The organism is Bradyrhizobium cedriense, assembly GCF_054602315.1.
In genome coordinates, this window is the sequence record NZ_JBTSWB010000001.1 from 860,407 (window position 1) to 882,911 (window position 22,505).

At 63.2% G+C, this 22,505-nt stretch carries 20 protein-coding genes; 12 read left to right on the plus strand and 8 right to left on the minus strand.

The features are described 5' to 3' along the window. The first annotated feature begins 70 nt into the window (after positions 1–70). Both ACYCVF_RS04110 and ACYCVF_RS04115 read left to right on the plus strand, forming a co-directional pair. Positions 71–1,276 carry an acyl-CoA dehydrogenase family protein gene (locus tag ACYCVF_RS04110; protein ID WP_459597254.1) on the plus strand — a complete coding sequence of 402 codons (1,206 nt, stop codon included), beginning with the start codon at positions 71–73 and terminating at the stop codon, positions 1,274–1,276. 9 nt (positions 1,277–1,285) lie between these two features. Next, entirely contained in the window at positions 1,286–1,849 is a 564-nt protein-coding gene (locus ACYCVF_RS04115) for a flavin reductase family protein (RefSeq protein ID WP_459597255.1), read from the plus strand. On the opposite strand, the gene ACYCVF_RS04120 is transcribed toward ACYCVF_RS04115, so the two are convergent. Next, entirely contained in the window at positions 1,846–2,775 is a 930-nt protein-coding gene (locus ACYCVF_RS04120; protein WP_459597256.1) for an NAD(P)-dependent oxidoreductase, read from the minus strand. The genes ACYCVF_RS04115 and ACYCVF_RS04120 overlap by 4 nt on opposite strands. A 164-nt stretch (positions 2,776–2,939) precedes the next feature. Here ACYCVF_RS04120 and ACYCVF_RS04125 point away from each other — a divergent pair, with 164 nt between their 5' ends. From ACYCVF_RS04125 to ACYCVF_RS04150, 6 genes are all read left to right on the plus strand, one after another. Further along, positions 2,940–3,923, plus strand: a complete 984-nt coding sequence (locus ACYCVF_RS04125) for an ABC transporter substrate-binding protein (protein ID WP_459606473.1) — start codon at positions 2,940–2,942, stop codon at positions 3,921–3,923. Positions 3,924–4,000: 77 nt separating this feature from the next. Beyond that, complete coding sequence (ilvD, locus tag ACYCVF_RS04130; protein ID WP_459597258.1) at positions 4,001–5,695, plus strand: dihydroxy-acid dehydratase; 1,695 nt, start codon at positions 4,001–4,003, stop codon at positions 5,693–5,695. Between the two features lie 122 nt (positions 5,696–5,817). Further along, on the plus strand, positions 5,818–6,663 hold the full coding sequence (locus ACYCVF_RS04135; RefSeq protein WP_459597259.1) for an ABC transporter ATP-binding protein: 846 nt from the start codon (positions 5,818–5,820) through the stop codon (positions 6,661–6,663). Continuing rightward, positions 6,660–7,445: an ABC transporter permease gene (locus ACYCVF_RS04140; protein ID WP_459597260.1), complete on the plus strand. Its 786-nt coding sequence runs from the start codon at positions 6,660–6,662 to the stop codon at positions 7,443–7,445. Before ACYCVF_RS04135 ends, ACYCVF_RS04140 begins: the two co-directional genes overlap by 4 nt. After that, entirely contained in the window at positions 7,442–8,209 is a 768-nt protein-coding gene (locus ACYCVF_RS04145; RefSeq protein ID WP_459597261.1) for an ABC transporter permease, read from the plus strand. Before ACYCVF_RS04140 ends, ACYCVF_RS04145 begins: the two co-directional genes overlap by 4 nt. A 32-nt stretch (positions 8,210–8,241) precedes the next feature. Next, a complete protein-coding gene (locus tag ACYCVF_RS04150) occupies positions 8,242–9,288 on the plus strand; it encodes a M29 family metallopeptidase (RefSeq protein ID WP_459597262.1) in 1,047 nt (348 codons plus the stop codon). Here ACYCVF_RS04150 and ACYCVF_RS04155 read toward each other — a convergent pair whose 3' ends face one another. The 5 genes from ACYCVF_RS04155 to ACYCVF_RS04175 are packed head-to-tail and all read right to left on the minus strand — an operon-like array spanning position 9,289 to position 15,024. Continuing rightward, positions 9,289–10,281: a 3-hydroxybutyryl-CoA dehydrogenase gene (locus ACYCVF_RS04155; RefSeq protein ID WP_459597263.1), complete on the minus strand. Its 993-nt coding sequence runs from the start codon at positions 10,279–10,281 to the stop codon at positions 9,289–9,291. Positions 10,282–10,284: 3 nt separating this feature from the next. Continuing rightward, entirely contained in the window at positions 10,285–11,373 is a 1,089-nt protein-coding gene (locus tag ACYCVF_RS04160) for an NAD/NADP octopine/nopaline dehydrogenase family protein (RefSeq protein ID WP_459597264.1), read from the minus strand. Then, positions 11,370–12,905, minus strand: a complete 1,536-nt coding sequence (locus ACYCVF_RS04165) for a class I adenylate-forming enzyme family protein (protein ID WP_459597265.1) — start codon at positions 12,903–12,905, stop codon at positions 11,370–11,372. The genes ACYCVF_RS04160 and ACYCVF_RS04165 overlap by 4 nt, the downstream gene beginning before the upstream one ends. A 2-nt stretch (positions 12,906–12,907) precedes the next feature. Beyond that, entirely contained in the window at positions 12,908–14,197 is a 1,290-nt protein-coding gene (locus tag ACYCVF_RS04170; RefSeq protein WP_459597266.1) for an acyl-CoA dehydrogenase family protein, read from the minus strand. An 11-nt stretch (positions 14,198–14,208) separates the two neighbouring features. Next, a complete protein-coding gene (locus ACYCVF_RS04175) occupies positions 14,209–15,024 on the minus strand; it encodes an alpha/beta fold hydrolase (RefSeq protein WP_459597267.1) in 816 nt (271 codons plus the stop codon). A 193-nt stretch (positions 15,025–15,217) separates the two neighbouring features. Here ACYCVF_RS04175 and ACYCVF_RS04180 point away from each other — a divergent pair, with 193 nt between their 5' ends. The 4 genes from ACYCVF_RS04180 to ACYCVF_RS04195 all read left to right on the plus strand — a co-directional run bounded on the left by ACYCVF_RS04180 (position 15,218) and on the right by ACYCVF_RS04195 (position 20,618). Then, positions 15,218–15,979: an SDR family NAD(P)-dependent oxidoreductase gene (locus tag ACYCVF_RS04180; RefSeq protein WP_459597999.1), complete on the plus strand. Its 762-nt coding sequence runs from the start codon at positions 15,218–15,220 to the stop codon at positions 15,977–15,979. 45 nt (positions 15,980–16,024) lie between these two features. After that, a complete protein-coding gene (locus tag ACYCVF_RS04185) occupies positions 16,025–16,861 on the plus strand; it encodes an enoyl-CoA hydratase family protein (RefSeq protein WP_459597268.1) in 837 nt (278 codons plus the stop codon). Positions 16,862–16,964: 103 nt separating this feature from the next. Further along, positions 16,965–19,316: a bifunctional salicylyl-CoA 5-hydroxylase/oxidoreductase gene (locus ACYCVF_RS04190; protein WP_459597269.1), complete on the plus strand. Its 2,352-nt coding sequence runs from the start codon at positions 16,965–16,967 to the stop codon at positions 19,314–19,316. A gap of 51 nt (positions 19,317–19,367) precedes the next feature. Further along, positions 19,368–20,618 carry a flavin-dependent oxidoreductase gene (locus ACYCVF_RS04195; RefSeq protein WP_459597270.1) on the plus strand — a complete coding sequence of 417 codons (1,251 nt, stop codon included), beginning with the start codon at positions 19,368–19,370 and terminating at the stop codon, positions 20,616–20,618. A 108-nt stretch (positions 20,619–20,726) separates the two neighbouring features. On the opposite strand, the gene ACYCVF_RS04200 is transcribed toward ACYCVF_RS04195, so the two are convergent. Together ACYCVF_RS04200 and ACYCVF_RS04205 are read right to left on the minus strand one after the other, a co-directional pair. Continuing rightward, entirely contained in the window at positions 20,727–21,182 is a 456-nt protein-coding gene (locus ACYCVF_RS04200; protein WP_459597271.1) for a cupin domain-containing protein, read from the minus strand. 29 nt (positions 21,183–21,211) lie between these two features. Next, on the minus strand, positions 21,212–22,387 hold the full coding sequence (locus ACYCVF_RS04205; protein ID WP_459597272.1) for an ABC transporter substrate-binding protein: 1,176 nt from the start codon (positions 22,385–22,387) through the stop codon (positions 21,212–21,214). Positions 22,388–22,505 lie beyond the last annotated feature (118 nt).

Sequence of the window (22,505 nt, forward strand, 5' to 3'; positions counted from 1 at the left end):
TTAGCGAAGGTCCCGCCGCATAAATGTGTGAAAGCGAGGGACACGAATGGCGCTCGGTCAAGAGCCGCGCATGACTCAGCCCACCGGACTGCAAGCCGGCGGAGAAGTCTATGCGGCAATGATTGCGAAGGCCCGGGCGCTCCTGCCGCGACTACGCGAGCGGGCCGCGCGGACGGAGGAGCTGCGGCATCTTCCGCCGGAGACCGAAAGGGATCTCCACGACGCCGGCCTGTTCCGGATGCTCCAGCCGAAGCGGATTGGCGGCGCCGAGCTTGACTATGTCGCCCTCGTCGATTGCGCCGAACTGCTCGGGCAGGCGGATGCTTCCGTAGCCTGGAATCTCGCCAATCTCGCGAGTCATCACTGGATGCTCGGTATGTTCGAGCAGAAGGCGCAGGACTTGGTTTGGGGCCGTGATCCGGACGCGCTGATCGCATCCTCCTTCATTTTTCCGGCCGGACGGGCCACGCGGGTCGAGGGCGGATACCAGCTGCATGGCAGCTGGCCGTTTTCCTCCGGCGTCGCCTCCTGCGAATGGAACATGCTGGCAAGCGTGGTTTACTCCGACGACGAGGCGGACGGCATCGAGTATCGAATCTTTCTGCTGCCGAAGGACGATTACAGGGTGCTGGACACCTGGAATGTCGCAGGATTGCGCGGGACGGGGTCTTGCGACGTGGAAGTCAGGGAAGCCTTCGTGGCTGACCACATGACGGTCGCGGTCGGCGACCTCGCCGGAGGCCCGACTCCGGGAAGCGCGGTCAATCCGAATCCGCTGTATGCGCTGCCCGTGTTCTCGCTATTCCCATACGTTCTCTCCGGCGTTGCGCTGGGGAACGCGCAAGCGTGTCTCGACGATTATACGGACGTCGCACGTCATCGCATTTCAACCTACAACCGCGCAAAGCTGAGCGACTTTCAAAGCACCCAGATCAAGATCGCCGAGGCCTCGGCGAAGATCGACGCCGCGCGCCTGATCATGCGGTCCGCGTGTTTCGATGCCATGGAGAACGCTCGGTGCGGTCATGTTCCTGAAATGGCGACCAAGACCCGATACCGGCGCGACGGGTCTTTCTCAGTGAACTTGTGCACGGATGCGGTCTCGATGCTGTTTGCCGCGAGCGGCGCGCGCGGTCTGTTCACGAGTGGCGTGTTGCAGCGACAGTTCCGCGATGCGCACGCGATCAATTCGCATCTCGCGTTCAACTTCGATGCGGCAGGGACCAACTATGGACGAGTGGCGCTCGGCCTGCCGTCCGAGAATCTGACGCTGTGAGGTCGGCCGATGAATGATCTGCCGAAGCAGCCCCGCGCTCCCGATCCCGCCAACGAGTTCGCGAGCGACAGCTCGCTGATCGATCCACGCGATTTTCGCAACGCGCTTGGAACCTATGCGACAGGCGTGACGATCATCACGGCGGCGGCGCCTGACGGCAAGCCGTACGGACTGACGTGCAATTCGTTCGCCTCGGTCTCCCTGAACCCTCCGCTGGTTCTATGGAGCCTCGTCGTCTATTCCTCGAGCCTTGCCATCTTCCAGAACGCCAGCCATTTCACCGTCAACGTGCTTGGTGCTTCGCAGCAGGCGCTTGCGAACAAATTCGCAAAATCGTCGGACGATAAGTTCACCGGCGTGGACTGGGCGCCGGGCCTCGGCGACGCGCCGGTACTCGCCGAGAGCGTCGCCAACTTTCAATGCCGTTCCGTGAATCGCTACTATGGTGGCGACCACGTGATCTTTCTCGGCGCGGTCGAGGCTTACACCTACAATGCGAAGGAGCCGCTGCTCTTCGCACGGGGGACGTTCGGGCGCTTCGTGACCGACGATGAACGCAAGAAGGTACCTTAAGTTCTGGTCACGCTAGACGGCGCGCTCTGCGATGATAGCTTGTAGAGCTCCAGCGCGTCCGCATCCGCTCCTCGCGCGGCCTTCGCCAGCCTGAAAAGTTGCCCCGCAAGCGAGGCCATCGGTACCGGCGTCGACGTCGCTTGTGCGACATCGGCGACGGTATCGAGATCCTTGAGCATCGTAGCGATGTGGCCGAGCGGCGGGGTGTGAATGCCCTGCACCATCCTTGGGACGAACAGCTGGAGCGGGATGGAGTCCGCGAAGCCGCCGGCGAGCGCTTCCGGCAATCGGTTGGCATCAATTCCGGCGTTCACGGCAAGACGCGTTGCTTCCGCGAGGACGGCCATCGCGCATCCGACGATCACCTGGTTGCATAGCTTTGTGGTCTGGCCGGCGCCGACCGGACCCATGTGAGTGAACCTGCGCGCCATGGCCAGCACATAGGGCCGCACCCTCTCGATATCACTGGCTTCTCCGCCCGCCATGATGGCGAGCGTGCCTTCCTCGGCGCCCTTCGTGCCCCCGGATACCGGCGCATCGATCCAGCCGGCGCCATTCGCGTCCTTCAGTCGCGTTGCGAGATCGCGCGCCGCGTCGGGATGTATCGACGAGAAGTCGACGACAAGCTTACCTGCGCCAGGCGCCGCCGCCAGACCTTCAGGCCCGAAGATCACCTCTTCGACCGCCGCCGCATCCGTCACGCACATGAAGACGATATCCGAGTTCATCAGGAGATCGCGAGGCGTGGCCGCACGCTTGGCGCCCGCCTCGACGAGCGGAGCCGTCTTGGCCTCTGAGCGGTTCCAGACAGCGACCTGATAGCCGGCCTCGAGCAAGCGCCGGGTCATCGGCGCTCCCATAAGTCCAAGGCCGAGATAACCGACTCTCTCGGTGCCTTGCGGGTTTGCTTTGCTCTCATCAGCCATAGGTTGCCTCCTTCTGTCGCAATGCGGCGCCGCTTTACCATACATTGTGCCTCCGACGGCAAAACCGCCTGACTCGCATGGCTTGCCTGATTGTTTGAACCATGAAACATTTGCGGCGGTCGGGTTGGGGGCGCCGGTCGGCGCCGGAGCAGCGGAGTGGCACGATGCGAACCGTTTCGAAGTGGATCCTGGCGTTGGGGGCGGCAGCGGCCGCCAGCGCGGGGGCAAGCCCGTCATGGGGGCAGCAGACGATCCGCGTCGGCTGGACGATCCCAGCCGAGGAATCCAAGTACTGGATGATGCGCAGGCCGGCCGAGTTTCCCGGTATCGGCAAGACCTACAACATCGAATGGACCCAATTCCAGGGCACCGCGCCGATGACGCAGGCATTGGCGGCCGGCGCGCTGGACTGCGCGACGCAGGCGCCATTGTCGCTCTCCAATGGCGTGGTCGGCGGCAATCTCAAGGCCTATATCGTCGCGCAGCACGTTTTCGAGAAGCCTGGTGGTTTCTCGGTCTATTGGGCCGTCATGAATGACTCGCCCATCAAGACGATCGCGGATCTGAAGGGCAAGACGGTCGGGATTTCGGTGATCGGCGGCGGCACGCAAGGGCCGTTCAACCTGCTCTTGAAGCAGAATGGCGTCGATCCGGCCAAGGACATCAAACTGGTCGAGGTCGGCTTCGCCGTCTCCGAGGACGCGCTGCGGCAAGGCCGCGTCGATGCCGTCAACATGAACCAGCCATTTGCCGCGCGCGCGGAGGCGAAGGGCGGCACCAGGAAGCTGTTCTCGCTGTCTCAGGCCATGCCCAACATCGTGCACATCCTGGAAGCCTGCCGTGCCGATTTCGTCGACAAGAATCCGGAGTTGGTCAAGGCCTATGTCCGTGACATCACGTCGGGCATGAAGAAAGCGCTGGCAAACCGCGAAGAGACCCTGAAGGTCGTCAATGAAGTTCTGAAGGCGCCCGTTCCGGTGCTCGAGACCTATCTCCTGAAGGACAACGATTTTGGCCGAGATCCGGGTGCGGCACCGAACTTCCCCGCGATCCAGAAGATGCTGGACATCTATGCGGAGACAGGAATGCTGCCGAAGCTGGATGTCGCACAATTCAAGCATCCGACCATCGTCGCTCCGCTGCAATAGGTGGTCAGGCGAGTTATCCGAAGCAGGGATCGTGGCGTCCCGGATCATCCGGGACGCTGCATGAAGAAGATGCACGCATGAAAAAGTTGCGGTCACGCGTTACCACCGACGGTCTCGACCGAGCCCCGCATCGTGCATTCATGCGCGCGATGGGTCTCGACGACGCGGCGATTGCAAGACCGATGGTCGGCGTCGTCAGCATGAAGGGCGAGCAGACGCCCTGCAACATGACGCACGATTTCCAGGTCGCCGCGGCAAAGACGGGCATCGAGGAAGCCGGCGGTACACCGCGCGAATTCTCGACCGTGTCGGTCTCCGACGGCATCAGCATGAACCACGAGGGGATGAAGTTCTCCCTGTTTTCGCGCGAACTGATCGCCGACTCGATCGAGGCCGTCGTCCATGGTCTCGCTTACGACGCGCTTATCGGGTACGGCGGATGCGACAAGACACTTCCCGGCGTGATGATGGGCATGGTTCGGTGCAACGTGCCCTCAATCTTCATCTATGGCGGCAGCTCACTGCCGGGACGTGTGGATGGACGCACTCTGACGGTGCTCGACTCCTATGAGGCTGTCGGCAGCTTCATGACCGGCGAGATCGACGGCGCCGCGCTCGAACGGATCGAGCGAGCCTGCCTGCCGACCATCGGCGCATGCGCCGGCCAGTTCACCGCGAACACCATGGGAATGGTGTCGGAGGCGATGGGGCTGACCATTCCCAACGTTTCGATGGTGCCTGGCGTCTATGCCGAGCGCGCGCAGATATCGCGCCGGGCCGGACGCCTGATCATGGAGATGTTGGAACGCGGCGGTCCGCTGCCGCGCGACATCGTGACGCGGAAATCCCTGGAGAACGGGGCCGCGATCGTTGCCGCCACCGGCGGCTCGACGAACGCCGCGCTGCATCTGCCGGCGATTGCCAACGAGGCCGGCATTGCATTTACAATCGATGATGTCGGCGAGGTCTTTGCCAAGACGCCGCTGATCGGAAATCTGCGCCCCGGGGGCAAGTACACGGCAAAGGATGTTTACGACATCGGCGGCGCGGCGGTGGTGATCCGCGAGTTGATCCAGAGCGGGCATATCGATGGCAGCTGCATCACCATCACGGGCCGAACGCTTGCCGAAGAGTATGGTGCGGCCAATGCGCCCGATGGCGAGGTCGTTTACGCGTCTCGTGCGCCGATCATGCTCGATGGGGGCGTTGCAGTTCTGAAGGGCAACCTCTGTCCGGACGGTGCGGTGATCAAGGTTGCCGGTTTGAAGAGCCAGTTCTTCGAGGGCGTCGCGCGCGTCTTCGAGGATGAGGAGGCCTGCGTCAAAGCGGTTCGTGACCGCAGCTACAAGGCGGGCGAGGTCCTTGTGATCCGCAACGAAGGGCCGGTCGGCGGACCCGGCATGCGCGAAATGCTCGGCGTCACCGCGCTGATCTACGGGCAAGGCATGGGCGAAAAAGTGGCTCTGATCACCGACGGGCGGTTCTCGGGGGCGACCCGCGGCATGTGTATCGGCTACGTATCTCCCGAGGCGTTCGTTGGCGGTCCATTGGCGCTGGTCCGCGACGGCGACAGGATCCGGATCGATGCCGCAAACCGGCGGATGGATATGCTGGTCGACGAGCAGGAACTCGCGGCGCGCCGGCGCGATTGGAAGCCTCGCCCGCCGCGGCATCGTGCCGGCGCACTCGCTAAATATGCGCGATTGGTCGGGCAGGCGCCGGGCGGCGCCGTTACGCACGAAGGTCCGGCAGAATGGCCCTGGTTCGAATGACGCGCCGTGCCAGCGCGACGACGGCAGCAGTCTGGCAGGTTTCTTGCTAAGCTCGTGCTGCGAATGGAGAGCATTCAGCAGACCAGTTGCGCGGTGTTCGCGCGTTTGAAGTGAGAGACGAGATGAAGGTGGCGCCTTCGAGATCGGGCGAATGGGTGAGACCGGTGAGATCAACAGAGCCGGCTTCTACGATCATCGAGATCGAGCACGTCTCCCAGGTATTTCAGACCTCGGCGCGCAAGGATCACTTGGCGCTATCGGATATCTCACTGACGATCGACGAAGGTGCCTTCGTCTCCATCCTCGGCCCGTCCGGTTGTGGCAAGTCCACCCTGCTTTACATCGTCGGGGGCTTCGTCAATCCGACCAGCGGTACTGCAACGATGAAGGGACGGGCGATCACAGGGCCGGGCCCGGATCGCGGACCCGTGTTCCAGGAATTTGCATTGTTTCCCTGGAAGACCGTACTCGGCAACGTGATGTACGGCCCGCGCCAACAGGGCGTGCGGGCTGCTGAAGCCGAAGCGCAGAGCCGCACCCTGATCGAGATGGTCGGTCTCAAGGGCTACGAAAACTTCTATCCCAAGGAGCTGTCGGGTGGCATGAAGCAGCGCGTGGCGCTGGCCCGAACGCTCGCTTATCATCCCGAAGTCCTGTTGATGGACGAGCCCTTCGGCGCGCTCGACGCGCATACCCGGACGCGTTTGCAGAACGATCTCCTGAACATCTGGGAACGCGATCGCAAGACGGTGCTGTTCGTCACCCACTCGGTCGACGAAGCCGTCTTCCTCTCCGACAAGGTCGTGATGATGTCGAAATCGCCCGGCCGCATCCGGCAGGTGATCGACATAGATCTGCCGCGGCCGCGCCGGCGCAGCGAGCTCTTGCTCGATCCACGGTACCAGAAGTACATCGTCGATATCGAGCGCATGTTCGATGAGAGCGACGAGGGCGGCGCGGTCTCATGATATCGTCGTCCGCCATAGTCAAGCGTGGCGCCCCGGTGCTGGCCTGCGTCGGATTGCTCGCGGCGTGGCAGGTCGCGTCACTTGCGCTGAAGAACGACAGCTTTCCGACCGCGATAGAGGCGATCCGAGCGATCCCGGACATCCTCGGAGACAGGGAATCCCTGATCAACATTCTGGCCTCGCTCCGCCGCATGGCGATCGGGTTCGGCGTAGCCGTGCTCGTTTCGATTCCTCTCGGTCTTTTGATGGGCCGTAGCCGGGCAGTTGCGGCCTTCTTCAATCCACTCCTGATGGTGATCTATCCGGTGCCGAAGGCCGCCTTGATGCCGATCATCATGCTGTGGTTGGGTGTCGGCGACGTCACCAAGACACTGGTGATCTTCCTCGGCGTCAGCCTGCCCGTGATCTACCACAGCTTCGAGGGTGCCAAGGCGGTCGCGGAGAAGATGCTGTGGTCAGGTGCCGCGATGGGGCTTTCGCCTGCCCAACGCCTGGTGCGGATCGTGCTGCCCGCGGCGCTGCCGGAAATCCTGACCGGATGCCGCACGGGATTGGTGCTGGCGCTGATCACGATGATCACCAGCGAGATGATCGCCCGTCAATCGGGCGCCGGCAACATCCTGTTCAATGCGCTCGACATGGGTCAATACGACACGGTGTTTGCGATGATCATCATCGTCGGTGCAATGGGAATTTGCCTCGACGCAATCTTCGAAAGGATTCGCGCCAGGCTCGTGCGCTGGTCCGAGCCGCAGTTCGACATGCCGCTGAGCTTCTCATGATGCCGCGCCTCATCTCTCCGAATGTCGTTCTTGGGATCGCGCCGATCCTGCTGGTGATCGCGGTGTGGCAGGGCCTGGTGTCATTCGGCTTTGCGCCTGCGGTTTTGCTGCCGCCGCCGGGCTTCGTCTTCAGCAGGCTTCTTCAGCAGCTCTTGACGTTTGCTTTTCAGCAAGAGATCGCGGCAACACTGATCCGGCTATTTGCCGGGTTCGCTATTGCGGTCGTACTCGGCGTGAGCATCGGTATCGCGGCCGCCGCCAGTCCGGCGATCAACGCAGTGGTACGACCGATCGTCCGTGTATTGGCGCCGTTGCCCAAGGTCGCACTCTATCCGGCACTCCTGCTCTTGCTCGGGTTCGGGCACGGATCGAAGGTCACATTGGTGGCCGCTGACGCGCTCTTTCCCATTCTGCTCTCTACGTATTACGGTGCATCGACCGTCGAGCAGAAGCTGATCTGGTCGGCCATGGCGGCAGGAACGCCGCGCTACGAAATCCTCTTCAAGGTGGTGCTGCCGGCCGCTATGCCGTCGATCCTGACCGGCTGCCGGATCGGTCTTGTCATTTCCTGCATCGTGGTGTTTCTGGCCGAGATGATCACGTCGACGGACGGATTGGGCCATGCACTTGTGACCGCGGCCCGAACCTTTCAGGCCGTCGATATGTTCGTGCCCTTGATCACGATCTCGCTGCTGGGGTTGATCCTGAACGGCCTGCTGGGAGCGCTGCGCTCGTACTTGCTCCGGGGCTTCCCCGAGGCGTAACAAAGAAGAATCCTGACGACCGGGAGTGGACCATGCTGGCTGACCGCATTGAGGCAAAATGGATCGACGCATTCTGCGAGATATTCGAGCGATGCGCCGTCAAAGCCGGCGACACCGCGGCGATCCTCTCGGAAACCCAGTCGCGGGCCTTGAACGTGCACCTGGCGGAGCTCGCACTGTTGCGGATGGGAGCGCGGCCGTTTCATGTGGTGATGCCGACACCGCGTAACAGGAATATCGTTCCGGTTCGTTCGACCGGGGCAAGCGAGGCGATCCAACGCTTGGCGCCGGTGATCGGCGCACTGCAGCAGGCAGGATTCGTGGTGGATTGCACCATCGAGGGCCTGATGCACGCGGTGGAGACACCTGAAATTCTCAAAGCTGGCGCGCGGATCCTGGTGATCTCCAACGAGCATCCCGAGGCGCTTGAGCGGATGGTGCCGGATCCCGCGCTGGAGAAACGTGTGCGTGCCGCGGCCAAGATGCTGCGCGGGACCAAGCGGATGAGGGTGACGTCGAAGGCCGGAACGGCGCTCGATATCGACATGGTCGGCGCCTCCACGGTCGGCGTGTGGGGCTGGACCGACAAGCCCGGCACGCTGGCGCATTGGCCGGGCGGCATCGTCGTCAGTTTCCCCAAGAGCGGTAGCATCAACGGTACGCTGGTGATGGCGCCAGGCGACATCAATCTCACCTTCAAGCGCTACCTCACATCGCCTGTGAAGATGACGCTGAAGGACGATTATGTCGTCGAGCTGGAAGGTGAGGGCACGGACGCTGCGATGATGCGCGCCTATCTTGCCGCCTGGGGCGATCGTGAGGCCTATGCCGTCTCGCATGTCGGCTTCGGCATGAACCCCGGTGCGCGCTACGAGGCGCTGTCGATGTACGATCAGCGCGACACCAACGGCACTGAAATTCGGGCTGTCTCCGGCAATTTTCTGTTCTCGACCGGCGCGAATGAGTTCGCGGGTCGCTACACGGCGGGCCATTTCGACCTGCCAATGATGGGAACCACCATCGAGCTCGACGGCGTTCCCGTCGTCCGCGAAGGTGTGCTCCAGGACGTCTTTGGCTAGCTAGCCGAGATCGCGCACGGGCGGCCGTGCCAGGCCAAAGTGGCGGAGCAGATCGACCATGGCCTTGAGTCGCTCGACACGATAGGCATCGACGTCGAGACCGGAATAGTCGAGGAAGCCGGCACCCGTCCTCAAGCCGATCCGTCCCTCGCTCATGTTGCGCGAAATCACGTCGGGCGCCCGATAGCGCTCGCTGCCGAGTGCGCCTTCGAGATAACGGCTCGCGTAGTACAGGATGTCGCCGCCGCCCCAGTCGATGAACTCGAGCAGCCCAAGCACGGCGTAGCGAAAGCCGAAACCGTAGCGGATCGCCTTGTCGATTTCTTCCGCGCTGGCGACACCCTCCTCGACCATACGAGCGGCCTCGTTCATCGCCAACGCCTGGATGCGCGGGACGATGAACCCGGGCGTCGCCGCGCAGACCACGGGGACCTTGCCGATGCCTTCGAGCAGCGCCTTCACCTCGCCTATGACGGTGGGATCGGTGGCTCTGCCGGGCGAAACCTCGACCAGCGGGATCAGATAAGCCGGGTTGAGCCAATGCACGTTGAGGAAGCGGCGAGGGTTGACGATCGCACCGGACAGATCGTCGACGAGAATGGTCGACGTCGTCGATGCGATGACGGTATCCGGACCGACTTGTCTTGAGGCCGCCCCAAGCACCTCCCGCTTGAGCTCGACGACCTCAGGAACGCCCTCGAACACCATGCCCGCCTCAGTGAGCGCTGGACCGCTTTCGCCGGCCGCGACCACCGAGACCCGCGCGATAAGAGGCTCGACGTCTGCTTCGCTCAGTAGCCCCAGCTTCGACAGGCTGGCAAAGGTCTTCCTGACCTCGCCGAGCGCGTCCGCTTCCAGCCTGGCGAACTCCTCCGTGGAGCGCGGCTTCACGTCGATCATCGTGACCATGTGGCCGGCATAGGCGAACGCGACGGCGATGCCGCGCCCCATGCGACCGGCGCCGAGACAGACGATGTTGGCGCGTTTGGTCATCGATCAGAATCCATTGCGAAGCAGCCTCTGTAGTTCAGCCTTGTTGAGATTGCCGAGCCTCAGCGTTTCGAGCGTGCGGCCACCTTGCGCAAAATCCTCGCCGCAGACCGCGCCACCTATCGACAGGAACGCTTTGGCCAGCGGTGCGGCCACGCCGGCAAGGCCCGCGACGGAGACCAGCAGCGACAGCCCGAGCCTCAGATCCTCGCGCATGTAGCGGTGCTCGGTCAGCACGATCCGTTCGCGCCAGTCGCCGGAATCGGTCAGCCGGTCGTGCGAGCCGCGGCCGTACATCCAGATCTCGCCTTCCTTCGCGTAGTGATGAGCGAGCGGAAAATGTGGTGCAGCATAGCCGAGCGCCTCGCGCACGGCGATCCGTTCGGCATCGAGCGCGTCGGTGACCCGCCGGATCGCGGCTTGCGTGCCTTCCTTGTGAATGTCCCAACGTTCGAAATGTTCGATCGGGCCGGCATTCATCACGATCAGTGGTGGATGGATGATGGGGCCTGCGTTCATCAACGCTCCGGACAGCGCATCCCCGCACGGCTCGATTACGCCCGGGAAAGCGCGTCCAATCACGTCAAGAGCGTGGGGCGCCTGATCAAGCGGGAACACCCCGACCGGCAGGCGTTTGGCACGGATGGTGACGGCGACTTCGAACGGCCCATGCTTTCGTGTCAGCCACGGCAGCGTGCCGGTCTCCGCAAAGCTCGTCTTGGCGTGGTTGCCGGCATCCCGCGCCGCTTGGGCGAAGATCATCGAGCCGAATGTCGCCGGCGGCAGAAACACGACGTGACCGTCTCGCAGATGCGGGGCGAGTAGGCGGGCGATATCCGACTGTGCGAAGGCAGGGGCGGGGCACAGGATCAGCTCCGCGCCATTGACGGCTTCGGCGATATCGGTCGTGACCAGCGCGAGCTTCACGTCGTGGCGGCCGTTGTGATCCTTGACCAGGATGCGCGCCCCCGCGGCACGATGTGCCGCGACCTGATCGGCATCGCGGCGCCAAAGCCGCACCTCATGCCCCGACAGTGCAAAATCGCCCGCGGCCGCGAAAGAGCCGTTTCCCCCACCCAGAACTGCAATTTTCAAGGCGCTTCTCCTTGCCCGCGTGACTGCGCATCAAGCTGCTTCAGCAGGAAATGCTGGACCTTGCCGAGCGCCGTCCGCGGCAGATCGGTAACGAAGACGATCTCGCGCGGAACCTTGTAGCGCGCGAGTTGCGCCTGGAGATGTGCCTTCAATTCGTCCGTTCCGAGCCGGCAGCCGGATCTCGCAATGACATAGGCGACCGGAACCTCGTCCCAGCGCGGGTCCGGCCGGCCGATGACGGCGCATTCGCTGACATCAGGATGTTCGAGCAGAACGCGCTCGACCTCGGCCGGGTAGACGTTTTCCCCGCCGGATATGATCATGTTCTTCTTGCGGTCACGGACCCAGAAATAGCCGTCGGGATCGCACAGGCCGATATCGCCGGTGCGATACCAACCGTCGTGCAGCGCGTCGCGCGTTGCGGCCTCATTGCCCCAATATTCGAAGAACACGTTGGGCCCACGCACCGCGATCTCGCCCGGCGTGCCTGCGGGCACTTCGTTGCCGGAATGATCGACCACCTTGGCCTCGCAGCACAGGCCGGCAAGGCCGGTCGACCCCGGGCGCGAGAGGTCGCCGCCCAGCCGCGTATAGACGGCGATGGGACAGGTTTCCGTCGAGCCGTAGACCTGAAGCACGGGTATGCCGCGGTCGACGAAGCGCTCGATGAGTTGTGGCGGCACGATGGTCGAGCCGGTTGCGACTGCCTTTAGTGACGACAGATCGGTCGTCGTCCAAGCGGGATGCTCGCTCACCGCCTGCATGATCGCCGGCACCATCACGGTGAGCGTCGGCCGCTCCCTTTCGATGGCGGCAAGTGCTGTATCCGGCGTGAAACGGGCGTGGATCGTGACGGTGGCGCCGAGCTGGAGCGCAGGCGTGGTCTGGATGTTGAGACCGCCGACATGGAAGAACGGCAAGATCGTCAGCACATGATCGTCGGAGGTCATGTTGTGCATGTGCTGGCTCATGACGCCATTCCAGAACAACGCCTCCTGACGCAGCACTGCGCCTTTTGGTCGTCCAGTCGTTCCTGACGTGTAGACGATCAGGATCGGGCAGGAGAGATCGGTGTGCGGGTTGCGGTCGCTGCCTTGGCTCCGATCCAGCAGTCCTTCGAATGTCGCCCCGCGTGGTGGCTCGAAATCAAGGCCGACGACAGATGTCCCCGGCGCGGTCTGCGCCAGCTCGGGAAGAACTTCCCCGAAAGCCTGCTCAAGAATCAGGACCTTGGCGCCTGCATCGCTGAGAATGAACAGCTGCTCGGCGACGGCCAGCCGCCAGTTCAGCGGTACCAGCATCGCCCCGAGCCGCGCGCAGGCGTAGAGCAGAACCAGATAATCGGGACGGTTCAGGCTCAGGATCGCGACACGGTCGCCGCGGCCGACACTGAACTCCCGCTTCAAGGCCGTCGCGGTTCGCTCGATGCGTGCGGCGAACGCCGCGTAGCTCAGCCGATTCCCTTCGAAGGCGATGGCCGTCTTATCTGGCGCGAACGCCGCATTGCGATCGATCAGACTGCAGAGATCCACGGTCACTCGTCCGTTTCACCGGCCTCGTACAGTGCTTCGCGCCCGATCCGGTCGAGGCAAAGCTCGGCGGTCCATGGCAACATCAGCGAGCCACAGCGGCTGTCACGGTAGATCCGTTCCAGTGGCAGCGATCGCAGCATGGCCTGTCCGCCGCAGGTGCGGATCGCGAGCGCGGCAAGCTCATTGGCGCCTTCCATGACCGAATATTGTGCGGCATAGGCCCGCAGCACCTGTTCCTTGCTAGGATTGGCGCAGGCTTCGGTGACAGCCTGGAACCAGATCCCCTTGATCTGTTCCAGCTTGATCTGCATCTGCGCGACCGCGATCTGCTTGGTCGGGTACATCCGCCGCTTGACCGGCGGCATGCCGGGCACTTCGCCGCGAAGGTAGCGCACGGTGAAGTCATAGGCGGCTTGCGCGAGGCCCATATAGGTCGGCGACAGCGTCAGGAACATGTGCGGCCAGCGCATCGCAGCCTGGAAATAGACGCCGCGCGGCATCAGCGCGGAATCCTCCGGTACGAACACGTCCTTGAACAGGAGCGTCCGCGAGACCGTGCCGCGCATGCCGAGCGGATCCCAATCGCCGACGACCGAGACCCCTTCCGACTTGGCGGGGATGGCGAGGTAAAGCGTGTTGCGGCGCGAGGCCTTCTCGCCTTCTTCGATTTCGGTGCAAAGCACGCCGTAATAGTCGGCGTGGCCGGAGAGCGAGGCGAATATCTTCTTGCCGTTGACGATCCATCCCCCCGCAACCGGCTTTGCTTCCGTGCCGAAAGCAACGCCGCCCGCGGCTGCGGCACCGCCTTCGGAGAAGGGTTGCGAATAGATCGCGCCATCCTCGACGATGCGCCTGTAGTGAACCGCCCGCCGCCGCTCGTGCTCGGCGCGCGTCTGCTCTTCCATGTCGAGATCGTCGGCCAGCGGGCCCGACCATAGGGTGGAGCACACATGCATGTTCCAGGTCAGCGCGGTTGCGCCGCAATAGCGGCCGATCTCGGCCGCTGCCAAGGCATAGGTCTGGTAATTCGCGCCGAGACCGCCGTGCTTCTTGGGGACTGCGATGCCCAGCAGGCCGACGCGATGCAGATCGCGATAGTTTTCGGTCGGGAAGATCGCCTCGCGATCATAGGTCGCGGCGCGACCGGCGAACACGCTCTGGCCGATCTCGCGGGCGCGCGCAATGATACCGGCCTGCTCGTCGCTCAAACGAAATGCGGCGGGATCGAAGATCGGCGCATCGAGCACGACCTTGTCGGTTGCGCTGATAGTCTTGCTGACTTGCATGGTCATGCGCAATCACCTTACGCTTTGGTCGTAACGGAGTTCAGGAAACGGCCGAGAGCTTCGTCGAAGGCACCGGGGCGCTCAAGGTTGGCAAGATGGCCCACGCCGGCGAGCTCGACATATTCTGCCCCAGGGATATAGGTCGCAGTCTTTGCCATCATCGGGGCGGGTGCATTGTTGTCCCTGGAGCCGGACAGCAACAGCGTGGGAACAGAGATGTTTCCAAGCGTGCTGCGCTGATCGAAGCCGATGAGAGCCAGCATCATGGCGCGATAGCTTGCCTCGGGCACGCTCCCCATGCATTCGCGCGCCAGCTCCATCCCGTTCGGATCGGGATCATCGCCGACCAGCTCATTCACCAGCGTTGGCGCCAGCGATTTCATCGTCTCCCCGCGATCGAGCGGGCCGAGCCGTGCCGCGATGAATGATTTCTGCCAGTCGCCGTCGGCCTTCCCGAAGGCAGGGCTGGTCTGCGCAAGCACGACCGCACGTGCCAGTGTGGGGGACTGCGCCAGCCACTTCTGGACGATCATGCCGCCGATGGAATGGCCGACCAGAACAGGCTTGGCCGCACCAAGCTGCTCGATGAATTGCTGAAGCGCATCGGCCAAGGCAGCGATGCTGACGCTGGCGAGCGGCGCCGATCCGCCATAGCCCGGCATGTCCCATGCGATCGCGCGGAAGCGGCCGCCGAATGTGGCAAGCTGCCGCCGCCACGCCCGCGCCGCGCCGCCGATGCCATGCAGGAAAATCAGGGGTATCGCGCCCGGATCGCCCGCGGCTTCATAGGCGAAGCGTCCGTCCTTTGTTATCATTGGCGCAGGCTGCGACACGCGACGTCCTCTTGCTTGGCCCGTCGATGCTAACAGGCCTGTGGGGGATGGGAAGAGATAATTTTATACTTAAAGCAATTTCCGGGCCGCTTCCGTGCGGGGTCATTTCCGAGGGCGAGCGTGCTTTCGTTGCAAAAATTTGAAGGTTAAAATATACTGGAAGAACGATCACAATATCCGAGGGAGTCAGCGCATGTCAGGGTTGCCGCACTCGCCGCACGCGCTAGTGACCGGCGGCGGTCGCGGCATCGGCCGTGCGATAGCTGCTTCTCTCGTCGGCGCTGGCGCGACCGTAACCGTGCTTGGCCGGAATGCGGCGGTTCTCGAAGAGGCCGTCAATGCAGGAGCCGCGCACTTTGCGGCTGTCGCTGATGTCTCGGACGACGCATCTCTGAAAGCCGCCATTGCCGGAGCGACTGCGCGCAAGCCGATCGACATTCTGATTGCCAATGCAGGCAGCGCTGAGTCGGCGCCGTTTGCGAAATCGGATAGCGCCCTTTTCACGCGCATGATGGATGTCAATTTCATGGGCGTCGTGCATGCGGTCCAGGCTGTGCTGCCGGGGATGAAGAGCCGCCCCTACGGCCGTATTGTCGCGGTCGCGTCGACGGCCGGGCTCAAGGGCTACGCCTATGTCAGCGCGTACGTCGCCGCCAAGCACGCGGTTGTCGGGCTCGTACGTTCTCTCGCCCTCGAGATGGCCGGAAGCAATGTGACCGTGAATGCGGTGTGTCCAGGCTTCACCGACACCGATCTCGTTGCCGGCAGCATCGAAAACATCATGAAGAAGACGGGGCGGACGCGCGAGCAGGCCATTGCAGAACTCGCCAAACATAATCCGCAAGGACGCCTGATCACGCCGCAGGAGGTGGCCGATGCAGTGCTCTGGTTGTGCGGCGAGGGTGCCGGCGCGATCACTGGACAGGCGATTGCGGTTGCCGGCGGTGAAGTCTAGCCTGCCCGATGCAGGCGCCCGGAACAAGAAATCCAAGGAGATCGCATGAGCAGACCCGCCAATCCCGTCACCTTGCCGCTTGCCGATTACTCGCCGCAGCACTTCCTGCTGGCCGTGGTCGACGGTGTCGCGACAGTCACGCTCAACAGGCCCGAACGAAAGAATCCGCTGACGTTCGAAAGCTATCGGGAGCTGACCGATTTCTTCCGTGCCTGCGCATTCGACGACGCGGTCAAGGTCATCGTCGTCACCGGTGCCGGCGGCAATTTCTCCTCTGGCGGCGACGTGTTCGAGATCATCGGCCCGCTCGTGAAGATGGACACCAAGGGGCTGACCGCCTTCACCCGCATGACCGGCGACCTCGTCAAGGCGATGCGGGCATGCCCTCAGCCCGTCGTGGCCGCGGTCGAGGGCATCTGTGCCGGGGCCGGGGCGATTATCGCCATGGCATCCGACATGCGCCTTGCTGCGAGCGGGGCCAAGGTGGCGTTCCTGTTCAACAAGGTGGGGCTAGCCGGCTGCGACATGGGCGCCTGCGCGATCCTGCCGCGGATCATCGGGCAGTCCCGCGCCTCCGAGTTGCTCTACACCGGCCGGTTCATGACCGCGGAAGAGGGCGAGCGCTGGGGCTTCTTCAGCCGCATCGTCACGCCGGAGCAGGTGCTGCCCCAGGCCCAAGTTCTGGCGAAGCAGATTGCGGAAGGACCTACCTTCGCCAACACCATGACCAAGCGGATGCTGGCCATGGAATGGGCGATGTCGGTGGAGGAGGCGATCGAAGCGGAGGCCGTTGCCCAGGCGCTGTGCATGACGACGGCGGATTTCGAGCGCGCCTTCGAGGCTTTCGCCAACAAGGTCAAGCCGGTGTTCAGGGGCGACTAGGCCGACCGTCCTTTGCGGCGGCCACACCAGCAACGGGGACTTGCGTAAAATTATTTTAGGCTTAAAATACTTTTCATTGGCCGGGTGAAGTGGCGAGGCTCCCATGAAAGTCGCGATCATCGGTGGCGGACCTGCAGGTCTCTATGCTGCGATCCTGCTCAAGAAGCAGCGGCCGGCCGCCGAGATCACGGTGTACGAGCGTAATCGGCCCGACGACACCTTCGGCTTCGGCGTGGTGTTCTCGGATGCGACGCTCGATAATTTCGAGAAGCACGATCTTCCGAGCTACCGTCGCATCACCCAGGAGTTCGCATATTGGGATGACATCGCCGTGCACTTTCGCGGCACGGTGCATCGCGTCGGCGGCAACGGCTTTTGCGGCTGTTCGCGACGCAAGCTGCTTTTGATCCTTCAGGAGCGCGCCCGCGAGCTCGGCGTCGTCTTGCATTTCGAGGTGGACGTCGACGACGAGTCCCGCTTCGCCGATGCCGATCTCGTCCTGATCTCCGACGGCATCAACAGCCGATTCCGCGAGAAGTACGTCGATCATTTCCAGCCGGAGGTCGACATCCGCTCCAACAAATTCGCCTGGATGGGCTCGACCAGGCCGCTCGATGCCTTCACCTTCATCTTCCAGGAGACCGAGTGGGGGCCGTTCATCGCCCATGCCTATCAGTATGAGGCCGGGCATTCGACCTGGATCTTCGAGACCGATCCGGAAACGTTCGAGCGGGCGGGGCTGACAGGGCTGGACGAAGCCCAGTCAGCCGCACGGATGGCGGACATCTTCGGCTGGTTCCTCGGTGAGCATCGATTGCTGACCAACCGCTCGATGTGGCGCAATTTCCCGATGATCCGCAGCAAGCGCTGGGTCAAGGACAACATGGTCCTGCTCGGCGACGCGAAGGCGAGCGCGCATTTCTCGATCGGCTCGGGCACCAAGCTCGCGATGGAGGATGCGATCGCGCTTGCGGAGGCCATGGAGAAGGCGCCCAGCATCGAGGCGGCGCTGGAGGTCTATGAGAACGGCCGCCGCGAAGAGGTCGAGAAGACGCAGCATGCCGCCGACGTCTCGCTGGTCTGGTTCGAGCACGTCGACCGCTTCTGGGACTTCGATCCCGTGCAGTTCGCATTCGGCGTCATGACGCGCTCGAAGGCGATCACTTACGACAATCTGAAACTCCGCGCCCCGGATTTCGTCGCGGAGGTCGAGAAGTCGTTTGCCAGGCAGGTTCGCAGCAGTGGCTTCGATGTCGACACCGATCGACCGATGGTGCCGCTGTTCCAGCCGTTCCGCTTGCGTGAGATGGAGCTCGCCAATCGCGCGGTGATGTCGCCGATGTGCATGTATTCGGCGAAGGAAGGCGTGCCGACGGATTTTCACCTCGTGCACTACGGCTCACGTGCGATCGGCGGCGCCGGGCTGATCTTCACCGAGATGACCTGCGTCAGCCGCGATGCCCGGATCACACCCGGCTGCGCCGGCCTGTGGAACGACGAGCAGGAGGCTGCCTGGCGCCGCATCGTGGATTTCGTCCACGGGAATTCGGCCGCAAAGATTTGCCTGCAACTAGGCCACGCCGGCCGCAAGGGCGCAACCAAGCTGATGTGGGACGGCATCGACCGGCCGCTGGACGAAGGCGGCTGGGAAGTCGTTTCGGCATCGCCGCAGCCCTACTTTCCCGACAGTCAGGTGCCCCACGAACTCGATCGCGCCGGGATGGTTGCGGTGAGAGACGCTTTCGTTGCGGCGGCAGAGCGCGGCGAACGCTGCGGCTTCGACATGTTGGAGCTGCACTGTGCCCATGGCTATCTGCTCGCGAGCTTCGTTTCCCCGCTGACGAACACCCGCACCGACGAGTATGGCGGCTCTCTTGAAAATCGCCTGCGTTTCCCGCTCGAGGTGTTCGAGTCGCTGCGCGCAGTGTGGCCGTCGCATAAGCCGATGTCGGTGCGCATCTCCGCAACCGACTGGGCTGACGGTGGCATCACCGGCGATGATGCCGTTGCCATCGCGCGCGCCTTCGCCGAGGCGGGTGTCGATCTCGTCGACGTCTCGACCGGCCAGACCGTGCGCGATGCACAGCCGGTCTACGGGCGCATGTTCCAGACGCCCTTTTCGGACCAGGTTCGCAACGAGGCGCGCGTGGCCACCATGTGCGTCGGCAACATCACCACGGCGGACCAGGCCAACACCATTTTGGCCGCTGGCCGGGCGGATCTCGTCGCGCTCGGCCGTCCGCATCTCGTCGACCCCTTCTTCACCATGAAGGCGGCGGCCTGGTACGGGGCCAACGACGCATTCTGCCCGCCCCAATATCTGCCTGGAAAAGATCAGATTTTCCGCAACAGCGTGCGCGACCGGCAGGATCTGGAGGAGCTGAGAATTAAGGCTAAGCCCAAGACCCGCGCCGAACTCAAGGCGGAGGCGACAAAGCCGCTTGCGGCGGAGTGACCGACCGTGCGACGTTAACCCATTGCCTGTGTTTCGAGTGGAGTTTGGGCGATGAAGGCGATTATCGTCGGTGGCGGTATCGGTGGTCTCACCACGGCATTGATGTTCCGCTCGCGGGGCCTGGACTGCGAGATTTTCGAGCAGGCCGACACCATTCGCGAGCTTGGCGTTGGCATCAACACGTTGCCGCATGCGATGCGCGAGTTGGCCGGGCTCGGACTGTTGCAGAAGCTCGACGACGTCGCGATCCGCACCGATCAGCTTTATTACCTCAACCGCCACGGCCAGGAGGTCTGGCGCGAAGCCCGCGGCATCGATGCCGGCCATGACGTCCCGCAATTCTCGATCCATCGTGGGCGCCTTCAGGGCGTCATCCATCGCGCGGTCGAGGAGCGGCTCGGGCCGGACGCAATTCACACCGGCTGCCGGCTTGGTGCCTTCACGCAGGATGAGGGCGGCGTCACCGCTTACTTCTTCGATCGTGCCGGCGCGCACGTCCACACCGCGCGTGGGGATGTCCTGATCGGCGCTGACGGCATCCACTCACGTGTCCGGGAGACGCTGTTCCCGAACGAGGGGCCGCCGTGCTGGAACGGCTTGATGCTGTGGCGCGGCGCCCGCGATTGGCCGCTATTCCTCACCGGCAAATCGATGATCGTGGCCGGCGGTCTCAATGCCAAGGTGGTGATCTATCCCATCGCGGAAGGATCGAGCCCGGCAAGCCGCCTCACCAATTGGGCGGTGCTGGTCAAAGTGGGCGAGGGCAATGCACCGCCGCCCAGGCGGGAAGACTGGTCGCGGCCGGGTCGGCGCGAAGATCTGATGCCGCATGTGGCCCGCTTCTCTGTCCCGCATATTGACGTCAAGAGCCTGATCTCGGCCACGCCCGAATTCTACGAGTATCCGACCTGCGACCGCGATCCCTTGCCCTATTGGTCGTCCGGGCGCGTCACGCTGCTCGGCGATGCCGCGCATCCCATGTATCCGGTCGGCTCGAACGGCGCCTCGCAGGCGATCCTCGACGCACGCTGCCTTGCGGATGCGCTGGTGCGTGCCGAGCATCCACGCCAAGCGCTGCTCGAGTATGAGAAGAAGCGCCTGCCGATGACGGCCGAGATCGTCCGCTCGAATCGGCGCGGCGGCCCTGAAGGCGTCATCGACGCCGTCGAGCAGCTTGCGCCCGACGGTTTCGACAATGTCGACAACGTCCTGAGCTATTCCCAACGCGAGGCGATCGTGCGCGGCTACGCCACAAAGGCCGGCTTTGCCGCCGTCCCGGGACTTGCCGCGGTACGCGCCTGAAACGGCCGATTGAGCGGAACGAGTTTGAGAAATCTGCGCTAGCCAGGAACTCAGATCACCTCTCTCCGCTGGGGAGAGGTGGCGGCTTCACAAGCCCAACTTCCATTTTTAGACGCCAGGCGGCGGCGGCAGGAAGTGGATGTTGAACTCGGCGGCCATTGTCACCACGTCTTCCGGCTTCTGCTCCTTCATGTTGTGAAGGCCCCAGAACAGGTCGAACAGCTTGCGGCTCGGGGAGACCCAGAACAGCACTTTTGCGGTCTGCTCCGACTTGTTGAAGATGCCGTGCGGCACGCCCATGCCGAGGCGGATCAGGTCGCCGGCGGTCGCCTGCGACTCCGAATCGCCGAGCATGAAGTCGAGCTTGCCCTCCAGCATGTAGAGATACTCATCCTGATCGGGATGAATGTGCGGCGGCACGAACGTGCCTGGCGGCAGTGTCGCATGCCAGGAGAAGCTGTGTTCCGCGTAGCTCTTCGGCACATAGGTCTGGCCGAGGATGTTCCAGGAAATGCCCTGGATGCCCTCGTTCGCCCGGGTGATGCCGGTGATTTCGCTCTTCATTGCAGTCCTCCCGTAACGCGATACGCAGCTTAATTCGTCGCCTTGCAGTCCTTGGCATAGCGGTCGCCGTAATTCTCGAACACCTTCTGCACGATCTCGGTCTGGAACTTGCCATCCGGACGCTTGGCGACCTTGGTCAGGTAGAAATCCTGGATCGGATAGCCGTTGGTGTTGAACTTGAAGGCGCCGCGCAGCGAAGTGAAGTCGGCTTTCTTCAGAGCGGCGGCGACTGCCTCCTTCTTGGAGAGGTCGCCCTTCAAGGCCTTGACGGCGCTGTCGATCAGCATCGCGGCGTCATAAGCCTGGAACGCGTAGGTGCCGGGAACGCTGTTGTAAGCCGCTTCATAGGCCGCAACGAACTTCTTGTTCTGCGGGTTATCGAGATTGGGCGCCCAGTTCGCGCCACCGAACATGCCGACGGCCGCGTCCTGTTGCGCCGGCAGGGTCGATTCGTCCACCGTGAACGCCGAGAGCACCGGGATGGTGTCCGCAAGGCCGGCCTGTCGGTACTGCTTGACGAGATTGACGCCGAGGCCACCCGGCATGAACGTGAACAGCGCATCGGGCTTCTGCGAGGAAATCTTGGAAAGCTCCGGTTGGAAGTCCAGCGTGTTCAGCGGCATGTAGGATTCCTCGACGATCTCGCCCTTGTAGTCGAGCTTGAAGCCCGCCACGGAATCCTTGCCCGCTTGATAATTCGGGACCATCAGGTACATGCGCTTGTAGCCGCGATCCTGCGCGACCTTGCCGAGGATCTCGTGCACCTGATCGTTCTGATACGACGTCACATAGAAGAACGGGTTGCAGTCCTTGCCGGCGAAGGTCGACGGACCTGCATTGGGGCTGATCAGGAATGTTTTCGATTCAGTGACGGGCCGGTGGATCGCCTGGAGGATGTTGGAGAAGATCGGACCGACTACGAAATCGACCTTCTCACGCTCGAGAAGGCCCTTGACCTTGGTCACCGCCGCATCCGGCTTGAGCTCGTCGTCGACGACGACGACCTCGACGTCGCGGCCGCCCATCTTGCTGCCGAGATCCTTCACGGCGAGCGTGAAGCCGTCGCGAACCTGTTGGCCCAGCGCGGCGGCAGGTCCCGACAGGGTCACGATCACGCCCAGCTTGATTTTATCCTGGGCGAGGGCAGGGGTCACCACGGTGCCGAGCAGCATGGCGGCTGCGGCCAAGGTCGTTTGCGTCTTCATGATCTGTCCCTCGTGACGATCGGCTTGCACTGCAAGCACGTACTCCAATCCAAGCTTATGCCGATGATGACCGCCGCGGCAAGCTGAGCTCGGGGCGTCGCATCCTGCGAACGGCAGC